19 protein-coding genes and 1 riboswitch are annotated in these 18,165 nt (G+C 37.9%); of the genes, 18 read left to right on the top strand and 1 reads right to left on the bottom strand.

Annotated features, from left to right (window positions below; translation table 11 throughout):
- Positions 1–2 precede the first annotated feature (2 nt).
- Entirely contained in the window at positions 3–458 is a 456-nt protein-coding gene (locus MKX29_RS07035) for an SRPBCC family protein (RefSeq protein WP_341104800.1), read from the bottom strand.
- Between the two features lie 361 nt (positions 459–819).
- A riboswitch (cyclic di-AMP (ydaO/yuaA leader) is annotated at positions 820–975 on the top strand.
- Positions 976–1,104: 129 nt separating this feature from the next.
- Here MKX29_RS07035 and MKX29_RS07030 point away from each other — a divergent pair.
- The 18 genes from MKX29_RS07030 to MKX29_RS06945 all read left to right on the top strand — a co-directional run bounded on the left by MKX29_RS07030 (position 1,105) and on the right by MKX29_RS06945 (position 17,976).
- Positions 1,105–2,367 carry a cation:dicarboxylate symporter family transporter gene (locus tag MKX29_RS07030; protein WP_224938257.1) on the top strand — a complete coding sequence of 421 codons (1,263 nt, stop codon included), beginning with the start codon at positions 1,105–1,107 and terminating at the stop codon, positions 2,365–2,367.
- Between the two features lie 426 nt (positions 2,368–2,793).
- Entirely contained in the window at positions 2,794–2,928 is a 135-nt protein-coding gene (locus tag MKX29_RS07025) for a hypothetical protein (RefSeq protein ID WP_341104795.1), read from the top strand.
- Positions 2,929–3,411: 483 nt separating this feature from the next.
- Entirely contained in the window at positions 3,412–3,546 is a 135-nt protein-coding gene (locus MKX29_RS07020; RefSeq protein ID WP_341104794.1) for a hypothetical protein, read from the top strand.
- Between the two features lie 632 nt (positions 3,547–4,178).
- Positions 4,179–4,499, top strand: a complete 321-nt coding sequence (locus tag MKX29_RS07015) for a GNAT family N-acetyltransferase (RefSeq protein WP_341104792.1) — start codon at positions 4,179–4,181, stop codon at positions 4,497–4,499.
- Positions 4,500–4,577: 78 nt separating this feature from the next.
- Positions 4,578–5,579, top strand: a complete 1,002-nt coding sequence (locus tag MKX29_RS07010; RefSeq protein WP_341104790.1) for a DUF1835 domain-containing protein — start codon at positions 4,578–4,580, stop codon at positions 5,577–5,579.
- A gap of 112 nt (positions 5,580–5,691) precedes the next feature.
- The gene (locus MKX29_RS07005) at positions 5,692–6,387 is read left to right on the top strand and encodes a response regulator transcription factor (protein ID WP_341104787.1); all 696 of its coding nucleotides are present in this window, start codon (positions 5,692–5,694) and stop codon (positions 6,385–6,387) included.
- Positions 6,384–7,736: a sensor histidine kinase gene (locus MKX29_RS07000; protein WP_341104785.1), complete on the top strand. Its 1,353-nt coding sequence runs from the start codon at positions 6,384–6,386 to the stop codon at positions 7,734–7,736. Before MKX29_RS07005 ends, MKX29_RS07000 begins: the two co-directional genes overlap by 4 nt.
- Positions 7,737–7,743: 7 nt before the next feature.
- Positions 7,744–8,424: a PepSY domain-containing protein gene (locus MKX29_RS06995; RefSeq protein WP_341104783.1), complete on the top strand. Its 681-nt coding sequence runs from the start codon at positions 7,744–7,746 to the stop codon at positions 8,422–8,424.
- A gap of 106 nt (positions 8,425–8,530) precedes the next feature.
- Complete coding sequence (locus MKX29_RS06990) at positions 8,531–9,094, top strand: PepSY domain-containing protein (protein WP_341104781.1); 564 nt, start codon at positions 8,531–8,533, stop codon at positions 9,092–9,094.
- Between the two features lie 222 nt (positions 9,095–9,316).
- A complete protein-coding gene (locus MKX29_RS06985; RefSeq protein WP_224938324.1) occupies positions 9,317–10,213 on the top strand; it encodes an NAD(P)/FAD-dependent oxidoreductase in 897 nt (298 codons plus the stop codon).
- Between the two features lie 18 nt (positions 10,214–10,231).
- Complete coding sequence (locus tag MKX29_RS06980; protein ID WP_224938250.1) at positions 10,232–10,663, top strand: RrF2 family transcriptional regulator; 432 nt, start codon at positions 10,232–10,234, stop codon at positions 10,661–10,663.
- Between the two features lie 177 nt (positions 10,664–10,840).
- The gene (locus tag MKX29_RS06975) at positions 10,841–11,386 is read left to right on the top strand and encodes a glycerol-3-phosphate acyltransferase (RefSeq protein WP_251163020.1); all 546 of its coding nucleotides are present in this window, start codon (positions 10,841–10,843) and stop codon (positions 11,384–11,386) included.
- Positions 11,386–12,984 (top strand): aminotransferase class V-fold PLP-dependent enzyme, encoded by a 1,599-nt coding sequence (locus tag MKX29_RS06970; protein ID WP_341104778.1) that lies wholly within the window; start codon positions 11,386–11,388, stop codon positions 12,982–12,984. The genes MKX29_RS06975 and MKX29_RS06970 overlap by 1 nt, the downstream gene beginning before the upstream one ends.
- Positions 12,981–14,822 (top strand): LTA synthase family protein, encoded by a 1,842-nt coding sequence (locus MKX29_RS06965; protein WP_281202791.1) that lies wholly within the window; start codon positions 12,981–12,983, stop codon positions 14,820–14,822. Before MKX29_RS06970 ends, MKX29_RS06965 begins: the two co-directional genes overlap by 4 nt.
- A 10-nt stretch (positions 14,823–14,832) precedes the next feature.
- Positions 14,833–15,120: a DUF4190 domain-containing protein gene (locus tag MKX29_RS06960; RefSeq protein ID WP_341104775.1), complete on the top strand. Its 288-nt coding sequence runs from the start codon at positions 14,833–14,835 to the stop codon at positions 15,118–15,120.
- Positions 15,121–15,260: 140 nt separating this feature from the next.
- Positions 15,261–16,076, top strand: a complete 816-nt coding sequence (locus MKX29_RS06955; protein ID WP_341104772.1) for a lipid II flippase Amj family protein — start codon at positions 15,261–15,263, stop codon at positions 16,074–16,076.
- A gap of 17 nt (positions 16,077–16,093) precedes the next feature.
- A complete protein-coding gene (locus MKX29_RS06950; RefSeq protein WP_341104770.1) occupies positions 16,094–17,125 on the top strand; it encodes a S66 family peptidase in 1,032 nt (343 codons plus the stop codon).
- Between the two features lie 581 nt (positions 17,126–17,706).
- Positions 17,707–17,976, top strand: a complete 270-nt coding sequence (locus MKX29_RS06945; RefSeq protein ID WP_341104768.1) for a hypothetical protein — start codon at positions 17,707–17,709, stop codon at positions 17,974–17,976.
- Positions 17,977–18,165: the final 189 nt, after the last annotated feature.

The following is an 18,165-nucleotide window of genomic DNA, read 5'->3' as shown; positions in this document are numbered from 1 at the left end:
GGTTATGTAATCCCCTCTGCCATCTTTTTTAATGCTAACGCTCTTTTGGTTATGAATCGTTGCATATAAGCTTTTAAAAAGAGGAAGTCTGCTATCTTCCCAATCAATCCTAATGGTGAGATATAAGAAAATGAATCTATCATTTCTGTTCCTTCCTCATGCTCGCGGAACTCATGAACATGAATAAATGATTGAAAAGCACCCTTTACCAATACATCTGTAAATTGGTAGGGGCGTTCCATCTCCGTTACTTTTGCTGTTAGTCTTTGCTTTACACCAAAATGTATAGCTTCCCAGGTTACTGTGTCCCCACTCCTGAGTAAACCTGAAGTCACTCCTGCAACAGCTCGCTCCTGTGATTGCTTTGTTGTCTCCGTATGTACTTCCACATTTCTTGCTAAATCAAAACATAAGTGAATATCGGCATGAATCAACAAACGATGTTTAATGACAGGCATGTGTAAACCCCCTTATTTTAGTGATAACAAAAGCATTCGAAGAAATCAACCACCATAAACAAGATCATTGCGGTAACCGTTGATTAATTATTTAGATAGACTAAATAATTAATATTTCAGAAAAATTAGTTTTGTAAAATTTGTGTATATTTTTCTTTAATTTTTATTTAAAAAAAGAGGAATAATCGGAAGAATTAAACTGAAGGTTATTGTAGTAAACAAGAGAAATAATAAGTATTTGCGAGAATTATAAAGGTTTTTCTAGATAGGTGCGCTATAGTGAACGCACAGCTTTAAATATCCTCGGTAATTCTTGCTATTTACAATTTCAATGTATTAATAATATAATAGAAAAGTATTTTGTAATATATTGCTTAATCTTTTTTCTAAGAACGGGGGACCCAATATTTACAGCGGACATGTCCGTTTGGGGTGAATCTATGTATGTTAGAGGGGCTTACTGTTTCCCTTAGTCCTAACCCGAAAGCTAACCTCGTCAGCATTAAAGGAGACAAAAGGAGTTTATATGATTGCGGGAAAATGACTGAAAAGGCTTTTTTTTTTGGTTTATTTTCACCTTAAATTAATTAACCTTGTTTCCCTTGCCTAAGCACTAGATCAAATTTATAGAAGGTGAGGTTTTTTTATGAAAAAAATATTTAAAATGAGTCTAGCTACTCAAATTTTGATTGGTCTTATTTTAGGTATTGTCATTGGTGGTATTTTCTACGGAAATGAAACCGCTCAAAGTTTTTTACAGCCTTTTGGTGATTTATTTATCCGTTTAATTAAAATGATCGTCGTACCGATCGTCCTTTCAACAATCATCGTTGCTATTGCTGGTGTTGGTGACATTAAATCAGTCGGTAAGCTCGGCGGAAAATCACTGTTTTATTTCATTGGAATGACAATGGTAGCGATTGCAGTGGGACTTATTTCTGCTAATATATTCCAACCTGGAGCAGGTTTGGATATGGAGAGCTTAGAACAGAATGATATTTCTGGATATGTTCAAACGAATGAAGAGCAAGAAGGAAAATCAATAGCCGACACGCTATTGCATATTGTACCGACAAATCCGGTTCAAGCAATGGTGGAAGGTGACATGCTTGCAATTATTTTCTTTGCCGTTGTATTTGGACTAGGAGTCGCTGCAATAGGTGAAAAAGGGAAACCAGTATTAAGATTTTTTGAAGGCACAGCTAAGGCGATGTTTTATGTAACAAACTTATTTATGAAGTATGCACCAATAGGGGTGTTTGCGTTAATTGGTGTGACGATTTCAAAATATGGTTTTGCTTCATTGATTCCTTTAGGGAAATTAGCGTTAACTGTGTATGGAACAATGGCATTCTTCGTTATCGTTATTTTAGGAATTATGGCTAAAATTATCGGTGTGAATATCTTTAAATTACTTGGATCCATTAAAGAAGAATTACTTCTAGCTTTCTCAACAGCGAGTTCAGAAACGGTTCTTCCACGAATTATGGACAAGATGGAACAAGCAGGAAGCCCGAAACATATCGCTTCTTTTGTTATTCCAACTGGTTACTCATTTAACCTTGATGGTTCCGTTTTATACCAAGCCATTGCAGCATTATTTATTGCACAAATGTTTGGTATTGAGTTAAGTATTGTTGAACAAATCACATTAATGCTTGTACTAATGATTACTTCTAAAGGTATGGCAGGTGTACCAGGCGTTTCGTTTGTTGTTCTACTAGCTACTTTCAGTACAATTGGACTGCCTGCAGCAGGACTTGCTTTTATCGCAGGTATCGACCGTATCCTAGATATGGGTCGTACAGCAGTAAACGTAGTTGGTAATTCCCTTGCAGCACTTGTTATCGCAAAGTGGGAAGGCCAATTTAACCCGCCAGCTGATAATAAAGTTCAAAAAGCTTCTTAAAAGTTATCATAGAATTTGTATGCCACAGAATTTAATTCTGTGGTTTTTTTGTTTGCGATTAATAGTCTAACTTGGTTGCATAACCTAAAATGCGAGGGAAGAGAATAAGAAACTATGTGGCAGGAATCAAATACACGCACAAGCTAAGGGAAAGAGAAGAAGAATTGCGCATAAATGCCAGATACACGCTAAAGAGGTATAGAGAAGGGGAAGGAAATGCGCGAAAGAGTCAAAAACGCGCACAAGTTATGAGAGAGAGAAGAAGAATTGCGCGCAAAAGCCAGATACGCGCAAAAGTGGTATAGAGAAAGCCGAGGAAATGCGCGAAAGAGCCAAATATGCGCACAATTTATGAGAAAGCGAAGAAGAATTGCGCGCAAAAGCCGGATACGCGCAAAAGAGGTATAGAGGAAGCCGAGGAAATGCGTGAAAGAGCCAAAAACGCGCACAAGTTATGAGAAAGCGAAGAAGAATTGCGCGCAAAAGCCAGATACGCGCAAAAGAGGTATAGAGGAAGCCGAGGAAATGCGTGAAAGAGCCAAAAACGCGAACAAGTTATGAGAAAGCGAAGAAGAATTGCGCGCAAAAGCCAGATACGCGCAAAAGAGGTATAGAGAAGGGGGAGGAAATGCGCGAAAGAGCCAAATATGCGCACAAGTTATGAGAAAGTGAAGAAGAATTGCGCGCAAAAGCCAGATACGCGCAAAAGAGGTATAGAGAAGGGGGAGGAAATGCGCGAAAGAGCCAAATATGCGCACAAGTTATGAGAGAGAGAAAAAGAATTGCGCGCAAATACCGAATACGCGCAAAAGGGGTATAGAGGAAGCCGAGGAAATGCGGGAAAGAGCCAAAAACGCGCACAAGTTATGAGAAAGAGAAGAAGAATTGCGCGCAAAAGCCAGATACGCGCAAAAGAGGTATAGAGAAGGGGGAGGAAATGCGCGAAAGAGCCAAATATGCGCACAAGTTATGAGAAAGCGAAGAAGAGTTGCGCGCAAATGCCGGATACGCGCAAAAGAGTCATAGAGGAGGGGGAGGAAATGCGTGAAAGAGCCAAATGCGCGCACAAGTTGTGAGAAAGAGAAGAAGAAATGCGCGCAAATGCCGGATACGCGCAAAAGAGTCATAGAGGAGGGGAAGGAATTGCGGGAAAGAGCCCAATACGCGCACAAGTTATGAGAAAGCGAAGAAGAGTTGCGCGGAAATGCCGGATACGCGCAAAAGGGTCATAGAGGAGGGGGAGGAATTGCGGGAAAGAGCCAAATGCGCCACAAGTTATGAGAAAGCGAAGAAGAATTGCGCGCAAAAGCCAGATACGCGCAAAAGAGGTATAGAGAAGGGGGAGGAAATGCGCGAAAGAGCCAAATATGCGCACAAGTTATGAGAAAGTGAAGAAGAATTGCGCGCAAAAGCCAGATACGCGCAAAAGAGGTATAGAGAAGGGGGAGGAAATGCGCGAAAGAGCCAAATATGCGCACAAGTTATGAGAAAGCGAAGAAGAGTTGCGCGCAAATGCTAGATACGCGCAAAAGTGGTATAGAGGTAGCCGAGAAATTACGCAAAATACGCATACAAGTCTAAAAAAAGCAGGAAACACTTTACTCCAAAAGTATCGCGCTCAATGCGGACTTCGCTGTCAAAAGCAGGGCCCTGCATATTAAATGGCTAGTTAGGGCCTTGAATAGATAGGAAGTGGTATAATTTACTAAAATAAGGTGGAATCTATATGCCGATTCATTTAAATGTCGCAACAGGAAGCTGAGGAAATTGCTTTAACTTGGCAGTAGGATGCCCCCTATGATTTTTATAATATGGAAGAAGATGAGGCGGATTTAGTTGCATTTTTGGATGAAAAAGAACGGGGAGAGTTTGTTTTTTCTGTAAAGGATGAAGAAGAGCTTATCGCTTTTTTGATGATTGAGCATATGGGTTACTCAATGGATATAGGCCTTGGAATGAGACCAGACTTAACTGGTCAAGGAAAAGGTGTCACTTTCTTAAAGGCAGCGATGTGTTTTTTAAGAATGAATGATGAACCTAAACAGATGACATTATCTGTAGCTACTTTCAATAAAAGGGCTATTAAACTATATAAACGAATGGGGTTTCGCACGAGTCGCATATATATGTAAGAAACAAATGGAAGTACTTATGAGTTTATGAATATGGTCTTTGATTGTAATAAAAGTGTATAGGGAGTGGATTAGCAGTTGCAAATTAAACAGCAAGTAGATAAATTATCGGATCATGAAGCAAGATCCTTACTGTTACAAATGTTATTACATACTGAAATGCTTCGTTCAGGAAATTACTCTGATGAGGATTATATGACTAGCATGAAGAAGTTTTATCGAGCTGTGTTAACATTTGATAAGGAAACTCCTCCTATTCAAGGAGGTAATATACATATTGTTTTTAGCGATTCGAGTGCGGGGAGTTTAAAACAAGCAATAGAGAAATTAAATATAAGTGATAGAGTCATTACGATTCCAATTAATTTTTCGATAGGGTCATTATGGCAATTGCATCAAATAGAGGGTCTTGAGAAGCGCAAGGACTGGTTGTTTGAACATATTAATTTAGAAGATGAATTTATCTTTGACTATATTCCACGGATAGAAGAAAGTTGGATGAAGTTACAGGCATTACCCGAACAATGTAAAATTTTTATTTGGGGATGCGAAAATGCGCATGAACAGACAGGAATAGCCTATGCCGTCTACCTATTACGGGAGAAAAACAATCAAATATATATAGGTTTAGATCAGGAGCACCAGCAAAGCTTAACACGTCAAGATATTCTACATACGGGTGAGCTTGCGCCCGAGCAGTGGATGGAATATATAAAAAATGTGGGAAATTATCTCCTCTTATCAATAGATGAACGTCAAAAATGGATAGAACTTTGGGTTACGCTTGCTCAATCGAAGGACGTCTTTTTAAGGACATGGGAAGAAGGAAGGTTAACTCCTGTCAGTGAAAATTATTTAGATGAGATGATTATTGCTAAGGCAAGGGAACTTCAAAAGGGAAAAGAATTTATGAAGTCTGCCCGCCTAATTGGTGAGGTCATTGGACATTTAGACCAACCCATTGGGGATTTGTTTATTGAGTACCGTTTAAGAACGCTAGCGTTCTTAGGTGTTTTTGAATTGAAGGGTGTGCCGAGGGCAATGAGATTTTATAGTGTACGCCTCAAGCCGAACGAATAATTAATATGGTGAGACCTCCTCCAAAAAAGGGAGGTTTATTTAATGAAAATTTTAATTTGTTTTTAATGTTCTTTTGGTAAGTTAATAATAACTGTAAAAGGAGGCGTGGTGGATGGCAGAGGAGATTTTTATTGTTGAGGATGAGGAAAAAATTGCACGCTTATTAGAGCTTGAATTAACGTATGAAGGTTATCAAGTGACAAAGGTGTATGATGGCATGGAGGCGATGAATCATTACCGAGAAAAAGAGTGGGATCTTATCCTCTTAGATGTGATGCTACCAGGTTTAAGTGGGATGGAAATTCTACGTAGAATTAGAGGGAATGATACGGTTACACCGGTTATATTACTAACGGCTAAAGGTGCAGTAGAAGATAAAGTAACTGGACTTGATTTTGGGGCGAATGACTATGTCACCAAGCCTTTTCAAATAGAAGAATTGCTAGCACGAGTGAGAGCAGCTTTGCGATTGAAACAAAAAGGCGGTAAGGAAGAAGGAGGAAAATGGTTAACTTGTAGCGATTTAAAAATGAATGAGCAGACGAGAGAAGTCATGCGAGGGGAACAATCCATTGAGTTGACTGCTAAGGAATTCGATTTATTGCTCTATTTAGCTGAGAATGAACGCCAAGTGCTGACAAGAGACCAAATATTGTCTAAAGTGTGGGGGTACGATTACAGCGGTGATACAAATGTGGTTGATGTGTATATTCGTTATTTAAGAAGGAAGTTAGAAGTATCGGATGATGTCAAACCGCTTATTCAAACAGTAAGAGGTGTGGGCTATACCCTCAGGCAACCAACATGAAGATCAAAAATAGAATTCATTTATATACTGCGGTCTTATTTATTGTTTTACTCATTGTAATGAACTTTACAATATACTTTATTTTTCAATCCATTACGCTAGAGGGTGAGAAGGAGCAGGCGAAAGAAGAATTAAATAGGGTTTTAACTGAGTTCCATCAATCCCTAGGCACTCTACCTCAAGGAAGCTTATTAAGGGCGTATGTGCCGGTTGATGGGTTTATAAGAATTATTCATGAAAATGGAGAAGCAACAACAACCACTTCGATGAATAATGAAAAGGTAGATAAGCTGGCTTTTCAATTTGGAGCAAGTGATAAGACAGAAATTATTAAGAACGACCATATAGTTATTAGTTCAACACCAATGATTTTGCCTAGTGGAGAAGTGGCAAACTTACAAATAGGAAAAGATATTGAAGCAAGTTATCGAAATTTAAATATATTAAAGACCGTTCTCTTTATCGTAACGCTAGTTGCAACGATACCTGTATTCCTTTCAAGTAGGTTTGTCGGCAACGTGATTACTACGCCGATTCTTTCTTTAACTGCAACAATGAAGGAAATTAGAAATAGTGGCCAATTTAAACAGCTGGAGCTCCATCGAAATGCAGACATCGAATTGAGGGAAATGGGTGAAACCTTCAATCATATGATTACGTTGCTTGAGGAGAATGATGAGAAACAAAAGCAATTTATTGCTAATGCTTCTCATGAATTAAAAACACCATTAACAATCATAGAAAGTTATGCTAATTTGCTTAAAAGACGAGGGTACCAAGATAAAGATTTAGTCGATGAATCTGTTGAAGCTATCCACTCAGAGGCAATAAGGATGCGAGAACTAACTGAACAATTGCTTCTTTTGGCGAAGAATAACGAAGAATGGAATGTACAAAAACAAGAGATTACACTCTCCCCGTTCCTTTCTGAAGTTAGTCGTTCATTTGAGAGGGCGTATCAGCGCCACATTACAATAACTGGCTTAAAAGAAACGACGGTCACTTCTGATGAGCAAAAGCTTAAGCAGCTATTGTTTATCCTCTTAGATAACGCTAGGAAATATAGTGAAAATGAGATTGAAATTGTTATCGGGAAGGCAAATGAGCAAACATTTATTGAAGTAATTGATACAGGAGTTGGTATTTCTAAAGCTGATCAGGCGAGAGTGTTTGATCGCTTTTACCAAGTAGATCCCGCAAGGAAGCGGGGGAAAAATGGTAGCGGACTCGGTTTATCTTTGGCAAAAGAAATCTCAGAAGCGATTGATGTTGAGTTAACGCTTCAAAGCGAATTAGGAATAGGAACGAAAGTGAAAATACTTTTTGATAAAGGGCAAAGTCAGGAGTGATGAGAAAATGAAGAAGAAGGTAATTAGTAGTTTAGGATTCATTCTGTTGTTTTTCATCATGATCATTATTGTCTGGCTCTTGCTCAAACCGTTTGTGTTGCCATCGGATGAATTAGCTGAGAGCGAGGTAAAGCAGATAGTTGAGGAACGATATGGAGGCGTTATCCAAGAAACAGAGAATAAAGGTAAAGAGTTTATCGTTTCTTTCGATCGCGCGGGGCAAATGTATCAACTACACATTAATCGTGCAAGCGGTGAAATAGAAGAAATGTCAAGAATAGGAGAAGAAAAGCAACGTTTAACGGAACAAGAAGTCAAGGAATTAGTGCAAACTGCTTCTTTAGGGGAAATTGATTCAGTAAACCTAAAAGAAAAGTCAGGCGAAGAAGTATTTGTCGCTCAAGTAGTCAAAGACGGAGAAGCGCGTGAAATTACCTTACATGCAGTAACTGGGAAAGTCCTTTCAAATGAGCTAGCCAATGAACAGCCTCCGAAAAATACGATTCTGACAGAAGAAGAAGCGATTGAAATTGCTCTCCAAGCTGTTCAAGGCGAAGTAGATGATGTTGACTTGGAAAATGAAGAGGATCATGTCTTCTATCTTATCGAAATTGAAACGGGTGATGAAAAAGAGGCTTTAGTTGAAGTGAATGCCATTACAGGCGAATCAACTGTGACTTGGGATTAATGAAAAAGAAGTGAATTCTAATCTTATTTTAATCTTCCTCACAATTTTATCTCATGATAGCTGTTTAATATAACAGTATAGACATAACAAACAGGAGGAAATTAAAATGAAAAAAGTAGGAGTAGGTTTATTAGCAGGAGCTATTACATTAGGAGGCGTTTTTGCTGCAACCACATTTGCCAATGATGATGCCCCAAAAGCAACGGTAACAAATGGTGAAGAAGTGAAACAAAAACAAACAAGCAATACAAATGAAGGAACCCTTTCAATTGAAGAAGCAATCAAGAAAGCAAAAGAGGAAGGGAAAGGAAAAGTAACTGATGTTGAATTAGAGTGGGAAAGAGGAAATCTCGTATATAATGTAGAGCTACAAGGGAATGGTACTGAAACAGATGTAGAGTTAAATGCAAATACTGGTGAAGTGCTTAAAGTGAAATCAGAGAAAGAAGATGAGCAGGACGAAGAAATTACACTGGATCAAAAGCTTTTCTCGGCAAGTGATGCCATTCAATTAGCTGAAAAAGAAGCAGACGGAGAGTTCAGTGAACTGCAACTTGATCACGATAATGGGATACTTATTTACGATATTGAATTAGAAGGCAAACAAGAAGCAGAAATAAAAATTGATGCTTTAACTGGTAAAGTACTAAAAGTTGAACTAGATGATTAATAAAAGTAATAAGAGAGTGCTCATCTTCTGGTGAGCACTTTTTATTATGAACATAAGTGTACATATAACGAGAGTATATCGCCAACAAATGCTATTAATTTTTATCTACTAAAAAGTCTTTACTCTAAAGTGTGAGTTGTTTTCCTTGTTTTTAATCGGTATACTCCTTATTATAGATATTAAAGGTCTATAATATATTTATATAGGAGAGTGAGTAATACAATGTTAGATTGTGTGATTATTGGTGGCGGTCCAGCAGGTATGAATGCGGCACTTGTATTAGGGAGAGCAAGAAAAAATATCGTGCTTTTTGATGAAGATAAACCGAGAAATAGTGTTACACATGAATCACATGGTTTTATTACACGAGATGGAATTGCACCAGCTGAATTTAAACGTTTAGCAAAAGAAGATCTTCAGAAATATCCAAGCATTTCATTAAAGACAGAAAAGGTGACGGGGCTTAAAAAAGAAAACAATATATTCCTCATTAAGACAAGCTCAGGCAATCTGATACAATCGAGAAAAGTGATTTTAGCAACAGGAGTGAAGGATCAGTTACCTCCTATTAAAGGGTTAAAAGAGTTATATGGCAAAAGTGTCTTTCATTGTCCTTTTTGTGATGGTTGGGAGTTAAGGGAGAGAAAACTCGTGGTTGTTTCTGAGATGGAAGGTATTACCCATATGGTTAAATTACTAACGAATTGGAGTGATGATATTATTGTATGCTCTAATGGGAAGAAGATTTTAACAGGAGAAGAAAAAGAACTGTTAGCCTCGAAAGGGATCCGTGTATTGGAGGATGAAATTGCTTATTTACATGGTGAAGAGGGACAATTACAAGAAGTTGTCTTTACAAATGGGGAAAGATTAGAAAGGAATGGTGGATTTGTTGGGATGATGTCAAAGCAAGCTTCTCCTTTAGCTGATATAATAGGTTGTAAAGTGAATGAAAATGGTGGCATTATCACAGACGAATTTGGTAGAACAAATATAGAAGGTGTTTATGCTAGTGGTGACACATCAACAATGCCAATGGCTCAACTTATATTTGCGGCTAGTGACGGAAGTAGAGCTGGCATTGCTGTTGTGAGTGATTTATTAGCCGAAGATTTTTAGAAAAAAGGAGTAGTAAAAATGAAATATTCAAGTGCGACGAATTATGGTTTACACACAATGGCTTTCTTATACTTGGCTCCAAAAGGTGAATCTGTCGGAGTGGACGTGTTAGCAAAAGTGCAAGATCTATCGCCGACTTATTTATCGAAAATATTAACAAAGCTGGTAAAAGCGGGGTTAATTGAATCCACACCCGGAGCAAAAGGTGGTTACCGTATAGTGAAGCGTAATGGAGATATTTCATTTTTACAAGTGATCCAAGCGATAGAAGGAAGTAATCAACTGTTTCACTGTTCACTTGATCACGACCACCCACATAATGAAGGCTGTTTAATTGAGCAGGCAATGCTTAGAGCAGAAGAGCAAATGGTGAAACAGCTGGAGCAAACCTTCATTAGTGACATCGCTGAACAAATGAAAGCTTCTCAAAAAGCAGTTGATTTAAATTAAGTAAATGAAAATGGAATGAAAAGGCTCGAGACTCTAAATGATTGGTGGCTTGAGTCTTTTTTATATTTTAAAACCTATGTAAAAAATGACATTTAGGGTATTCCTACACATTGGATAATAATGTTAAGATATGAGGGATGTAGTTATGTTAAAAAAGAGAGGTGACCCTTCCTGAATTTGGTTTTATGGGTTCTTTTTGCGTATGCTTGTGGTTGTTTAAATGGGGCCTATTATATTGGTCAATTTTTATATGGTGAGGATATAAGAGTAAAGGGAAGTGGTAATGCAGGTGCACGTAATGCCGGTAGAGTGATGGGTAGGAAAGCTTTTGTGTATACCGTAATTATTGATGCACTCAAAACCATTTTCCCTTTGTTAGTAGTCATTTATTTGGGGGAAGCTAGTAATCTAGTACTCGCTTGCGTTGTGGTAGCCATCTTATGTGGTCATATCTGGCCAGTGCAATTACAGTTTCATGGGGGAAAGGGAATCGTTGTCTATCTAGCTGTCTCATTGGTTTTGTTGCCAATGGGTTTACTGATCGTCGGAGGACTCATTCTCCTGCTATATATCATTACAAAGAAGTTGACTATCCCTACACTAACTAGTTTTTTTATCATGCCTATTCTACTTATGATAAAAAGTAGTTGGATGTTAGCGGCGGCATACTTTTTTATGCTATTCATTATTGTAAGGCTGCATAGAAGTGGAGGAGTGGAATGATGACAGCAATTGTTTATAAGCGTGCAGATCAAAGTTCTGAACTGGAGCAGATTCATCAATTAAACTATGAAACATTTGTAGAGGAAATACCGCAACATAGAGTGAATGAACAAAGAAAATTAGTTGATCGCTTTCATGATGCCAATACATATATTATCGCTAAAAAAGAAGATGAAGTCGTGGGTATGATTGCTGTAAAAGGGACGAGACCATTTTCATTAGACGAAAAGCTTGATCAATTAGACGCGTACCTGCCACCGAACGAAACCTTATGTGAGATACGGTTATTATCTATCAAAACACCTTATCGTGGGAGTCGCGTATTTTACGAGTTAAGCAAAGCGTTAGTTGATTTCTGTCTTGAAGAGCATTATACAATGGCAATCATTTCTGGAACATTAAGACAGACAAAGTTATATAGACATCTTGGATTCCGCCCCTTTGGTCCTTTGGTAGGTACAAAGGAAGCGCCATACCAACCAATGTATTTAACAAAACAAAGTTTCGAGGCAGCATCTAAGCTTTTTCAAAAAATGCTGAGGCGGAACGCGAAAGAGCATGGACATTTTTTCCTTCCTGGTCCAGTTTCGATCGCAGATAAGGTAAAGGAGGCGTGGGGGAGAGAGCCAGTGTCCCACCGTTCTCATGAAGTAAGCTCCATGTTGAGCCAGCTAAAAAAGAAGCTTTGCGCATTAACTAATGCTAATGAAGTCGAAATAGCTGTTGGTACAGGAACAATGGCAAATGATATGGTTGCTGCCCATTTATCAATAGTAAATGAGAAGGGGCTCATTTTAGCAAACGGTGAATTTGGGTACCGGCTCATTGAGCATGGTAAGCGTTTCAAATTACCTTTTGCGACAGTTGAGAAACCATGGAACGCACCTATAGATATAAGCGAAGTAGAGAACATGTTACGGGACAATCGAGATATTGGCTGGATTTGGACTGTACACTGTGAAACATCTACAGGTTATCTTTTTCCATTAGAAGAATTGGAACAGCTTTGTCTGCAGTATAATGTGAAGCTATGTGTAGATGCTTGCAGTTCGCTAGGAATTGTTCCAGTTCATCTAAAGAATGTATATATCACGAGTGCGGTTAGTGGGAAAGGCTTAGGTTCCTATCCTGGTTTAGCGCTGGTTTTTCATCAAACACAAATCAAGCCTCATCATCAATTACCGAAATATCTCGATATTGGTGTGTATCAGGCCAAGGCGAGCATTCCGTTTACACATTCATCAAATGGGCTGTATGCACTTTCTATAGCGATAGAGAATCATCATTTTGCAAGTCATGCTTTATATGAATTAGTACGTCAAAAGTTAGTAGAGGCAGGCTTAAGAGTGTTTTATGGGGAAAATTATTCTCCGGGTATTTTGACTGTTCAATTAAAGACAGAAATTAGTTCAAGAGATTTTGGCGATCAATTGAAGCTGGTAGGGGTTTATGTCAGTTATGAAAGCAACTATTTGCTTGAGAGAAACTGGTTTCAGATTGCACTAATGGGGGAACAGAAAAAGGCAGAGGTTGAGGATGCGATGATTCGCTTGCTTAAAGTCTATGACAGCTTTCATAGTAGGAAGGTAATGGGATGAAAAACTTTATAAATTGGGTTGGTAAGCATTATCTAGCTGCACTCTTTGTCATGTTATGGGTAAAGGTAGTGGTTGTTACATGGGTAGGCTTCAATTTAACCGTCGAGACATGGCTAGACTTTCTCGTCCTTCTCGTTAATCCAATTGGTATTAGTCTGCTACTTATGGGCCTTGCTTTTATATTCAAAAAAAGATTTTCCATGATAGGCGTGTTAATTGCCTATGTGTTGCTTATTGGTTTGTTATATGCGAACTTACTATATTATCGTTTCTATATTGATTTTGTAACAGTATCTGTACTTATGCAGCTAAATAATGTTGGTGGACTTGGACCAAGTACGTTAGAGTTAATTTCGCCTTTAGATTTGCTATTATTCTTAGATATTATCTTTTTTGTTTATGTATGGCGAAAAACAAAACAAACAAAGTGGCAACCAGCTATGCCTCATAAAAAGAAGTATGTTGGCTTGACTATGGTCTTAATCATGATGACCGTTTCCCTCGCATTATTGAGAAATCCTTACGTGCTTCAAGCGAACTATGACAGGGAACAGCTTGTTGAGTCATTAGGGCTATATAATTATCAAGTGTTCAACATTATTAATAGTTTGCAATCACCAATGATGAAAGTATTAGCTAGTGATAAAAGTGTTGAACCTGTAACTAACTATTTACAGGGGATGCCTGATGCTAAATCAGACTATTTTGGTCTTGCTGAGGGAAAGAATTTAGTATTGATTAGCTTAGAGTCTACGCAGAATTTCGTCATTAACCGTAAAGTCAATGGGGAAGAAATTACCCCATTCCTTAACTCCTTAATAGAAGATAGTTATTATTTTTCAAATATATATGAGCAAGCAGCACAAGGAAAAACGTCAGATGCAGAATTCATGATTCATACGGGCTTATACCCTTTATCCAGTGGTTCTGTCTTTGTTAGACGACCTGAGAATGAGTTTATTTCTCTACCTAAATTATTGAAAGCAAAAAATAATTATAGCGCTGCCACTTTCCATGGTAACAGCATTAATTTTTGGAATCGAAAGCAAATGTATCCGAGCTTAGGTTATAATCAATATTTTTCTCAAGAGGACTATCATATTACAGAAGAGAATTCCGTAAACTATGGTATTAAAGATATTCCTTTTTTTGAACAATCAATCACACATCTTTCAACGCTGACGGAACCTTATATGGCTAGTTTCCTTACATTAACAAATCATTTTCCTTTTTTATTAGAAAATGAGGACCAACGAATACCTCCTGCTGATACGTCGGTTGACGTTGTTAATCGTTATGTGACAACGGTTAATTATGAAGATGCAGCGATTGAAAGATTCTTTGATTTGTTAAAAAAAGAAGGGATGTATGAAGACACCATTTTCGTTATCTATGGTGATCATTATGGGATTTCTCAAGAATTTGAAGAAGGCGTGCATGAGTTATTAGATCAATCGGAAACGCCGATTAATCATCTTCAATTGCAGCAAATTCCTCTTATTATTCATATACCTGGCCAAGAAGGTGCGATATTTGAAACCATCGGTGGCGAAATTGATATTCATGCGACTATCCTCGAACTAATGGGTATTGATGAGGAGAAAAGAACAAATTTTAGTGAAAACCTCTTTACGAGAGATCCTAATAAACCTGTTGTCTTTCGTGATGGCAGTATGGTAGCTAGTGAATACGCTTATCTTAACAATGCTTGTTACAGCATGAATACTGAATCACTAACTGAAGAAGAAAACTGTGAAACTTATCTAGAAACGGTACGTAAAGAACTTAAGTTATCTGATGAAATTATTTTAGGCGATTTATTTAGGTTTATGGAATAGGAGGGAAAGAATGGAACAACAAAAAACAAATACGAAAGCAGTGGTTTCCCTGACCCTAGGGATTCTCTCATTGCTCGTTCCATTTATCGGCATCTTATTAGGGGTTATTAGTATTGTTTTTGGAAGGTTGTCAGCAAAAGAAATCCTCCAAACTGGAGAAAAAGGGAAATCGCTAGCAACGGCCGGTCTTATCTTTGGTATTATAGGTATCATTCTTACGGTCATATGGATATTATTTGCGTTACTTGGTATCTTTGCTTTTTCAACATTTGAAACAGAGATACAGGAAATGCCTTAACGGAAATGCGCTGCTTCTAGTGGAAGGAGCGTTTTTCTTATGCCCAAATACAAAAGGAAAAGGATGGTATTTATTATTGTTAATTTATCCCACTTGATTTATAATTGCTTTTAATATAAAAAGCTGGAGTGAACAAGTTAATGACAGAATTGATCACAGCAAAATTACTTTTGATCGCATGTTTTCTATTAATCGTTACATTAGTAGAGACTTTAGCTTACTCGACTAGGATTGCTGGAACAAGAGTAAGGTTGATTGCTACAGCAATCTCATTGTTTAGTACATTAGTGATTGTCTCACGATTTTCGACGATGATTCAGCAACCGATGACGGCAAAGTTGATTAATGCAGCACCTGAAGGGAATGTCATGAAGTTCATTGAAGAACAGTACCGCCTGTTAATAGGTGTTACTTCAATAGGTGTATTGCTAGGCATGTTGCTCTTCCCTACATTTATTTTGATATTTTCAAAGGCAATCGTGCAAATGTCAGAACAGCGGGGCTCAATCCCCGCATTAGTAAAGAAAAATACTAACTTACGAGGAATCAAGCGTATGCTTTCATGTATTAGAATCCCTCGTTTCTATTATTTAAAAGGAATTACGTTACAAACCATTCCTAAGCGCTTATTTTGCTTGAATGTAATTGTCACAGCGGTGTTTACGACAGGGGTGCTATCATCTATCTATGCTTCCATTATTGCACCAGAGTATGCGCAAGCAGCGTTAATGTCGTCGGGTATCATAAACGGTGTAGCAACAATTATTCTGACATTATTTATTGACCCAAAAGCTTCAGTATTAGCTGATAGGGTGGTAACTAACCCAAGCAAATATATTTATTTGAAAAGTTATTCATTAACAATGGTTAGTTCTAAGTTTGTTGGCACGTTGGCAGCGCAAATCATATTCTTGCCTGCTGCTTACTATGTAGCTTGGTTTGCACGTTGGATATAACAGATGGGGGGATATATATGTTAAGAAAACCACAAAGATTGCAAAGAGGTGACCGAGTAGCAACGGTGAGTCCTTCATGGGGAGGTGCAGGTGAAGAAGAAATTAGGTGGCGTTATGAACAAGGGGTAAGGCGGCTTGAAGAAGTATTTGGACTAGAAGTCGTCGCAATGCCGCACAGCCTGAAGGGGGCAGATTATTTATATCAACATCCCGAAGCGCGCGCCGAAGACTTAATGGCAGCTTTTTCTGACCATAGTATTAAAGCCATTATTGCCAATATTGGTGGAGAAGACAGTATTCGCTTGCTGCCCTATATTGATTTTGATGTGATAAAAGAAAATCCTAAAATTTTTATGGGCTATTCAGATGTCACGATTACTCATTTATTCTGTCACAAAGCAGGGCTATCGTCTTTCTATGGACCTGCGATTTTAACAGATTTTGCCGAGAATGTTGAGATGGATCCGTACACCGTTGAAAGCATCGAACGTACACTATTTTCCTCTTCTACAATTGGTGAACTGACGCCTGCTCCACATTGGACGAGTGAGAGGCTTGAGTGGATAGAAGTCAATAAAGAGAAGCGGCGAAAAATGAATAAGAATAACGGCTATGAGGTCCTGCAAGGAAGAGGTAAGGTACAAGGCTCGTTAATTGGCGGCTGTATTGAAGTGCTGGAGTTTGCTAAGCAAACCAGTCTTTGGCCAGAGAAAGAGTATTGGCAAGGTAGTATTTTGTTTTTTGAAACGTCCGAAGATAAGACGGCCCCTGATTATGTGAAGTATTGGCTCAGGAATTATGCAGCGCAAGGGATATTAAGAGCAGCAAATGGAATCGTATTTGCTAAGCCTTATGATGAAGCATTCTATGAAGAATACAAGATGGTGATATTAACCGTTTTACAGGAATACGGTTTAACTGATGTACCGGTCCTTTATAACTTGAATTTCGGACATACGGAACCAAAATTTATTTTGCCTTATGGGGCAACTGCTCAGATTGATGCTGATCTTGGCTCCTTTGCCATCTTAGAAAATGGTGTGGAGTAGTGTTAGTTTATAATTATTGGATGAGTTCAATCATTGGTTTTATATTATTGCAATGTATTGTAGGAATTTGGTTGTTAGCAAAAAGGGCAAATAAGACTATGAGAGGTTTGGTTTTTTCTATCCTTTTTACATTTTGGATGTTAGTGAATGCGGTGTTTTTCTATTTTTTCGCTAGTTTATCAAGGGGGGTTTGGGGCTCACTATTCTTTTTCTTAATCGGAGGCTTGCTTATATATTATTTTTTGAAACGTCGGAATAAGGAATTAAAAAAACTTGAGAGACGGTGAAGGATATGGGTTTGTTTTTTGAAAAAAGTAAAGAAGAACCTATCAAGGCTTTTATGATACTACGGTTCATTCTCGCTTTTTTGCTATTATTCTATATCTTGATAGGAATCAAAAACACTGAACTCTTTATATCAGGTTGGTTATATTTCATACTTGCTTTTAGTTTTCTACTAGATTCGATAGAAGCCTGGATACAAAAAGGTAAATATAAGCTTCTTTATATGATAATAGGTCTGCTTTTTTTGTGGCTGTTTTTCATTAGTTGAAAGAGACCTGATAAGGATGGTGATAGAGGTGGAGCAGTACAAAGCACAGAAAATGCTTATTCCTTTATTGTTGTTGTTAGTAAATATCGTTCTTACTTCTTTAATTATTCAAGAGCTTTTAGACACAACGGGTAAGGTCTATGGCATCTTTGGATTACTCACCCCCATTTTAGCTATCATTTCTTTCTTTTATATTAGAAACAAAAATAGCATGAGCCCGCTCATTATTTTTTTGCAAGGGTTAAATGGGTTTTTTGTTTTTTTTCCTATTATTGCTTTGCTTGTTTCTTTCCTTTGATTGTAAATATGGTATTTGATATATGGTCTCCTTGATATTAGAACCGGAGCTGTGAGCGTTGTGAAAGGAAGAATTACAAGAGGGCGCAGAAAAGAAAAAACGTCTGCCTGCTTAAGAAGTTGAGTTTGCGGACAAAAACTAATAGGAAAAGAAAGAGAAATTGGGGCAAGTTGCGTATATGAGCAAAAG

Source organism: Cytobacillus sp. FSL R7-0696, assembly GCF_038006865.1.
Lineage (GTDB): Bacteria > Bacillota > Bacilli > Bacillales > Cytobacillaceae > Cytobacillus > Cytobacillus kochii.
The sequence above is the reverse complement of the archived record's forward strand: the minus strand, read 5'-3'. Positions and strand labels throughout refer to the sequence as shown.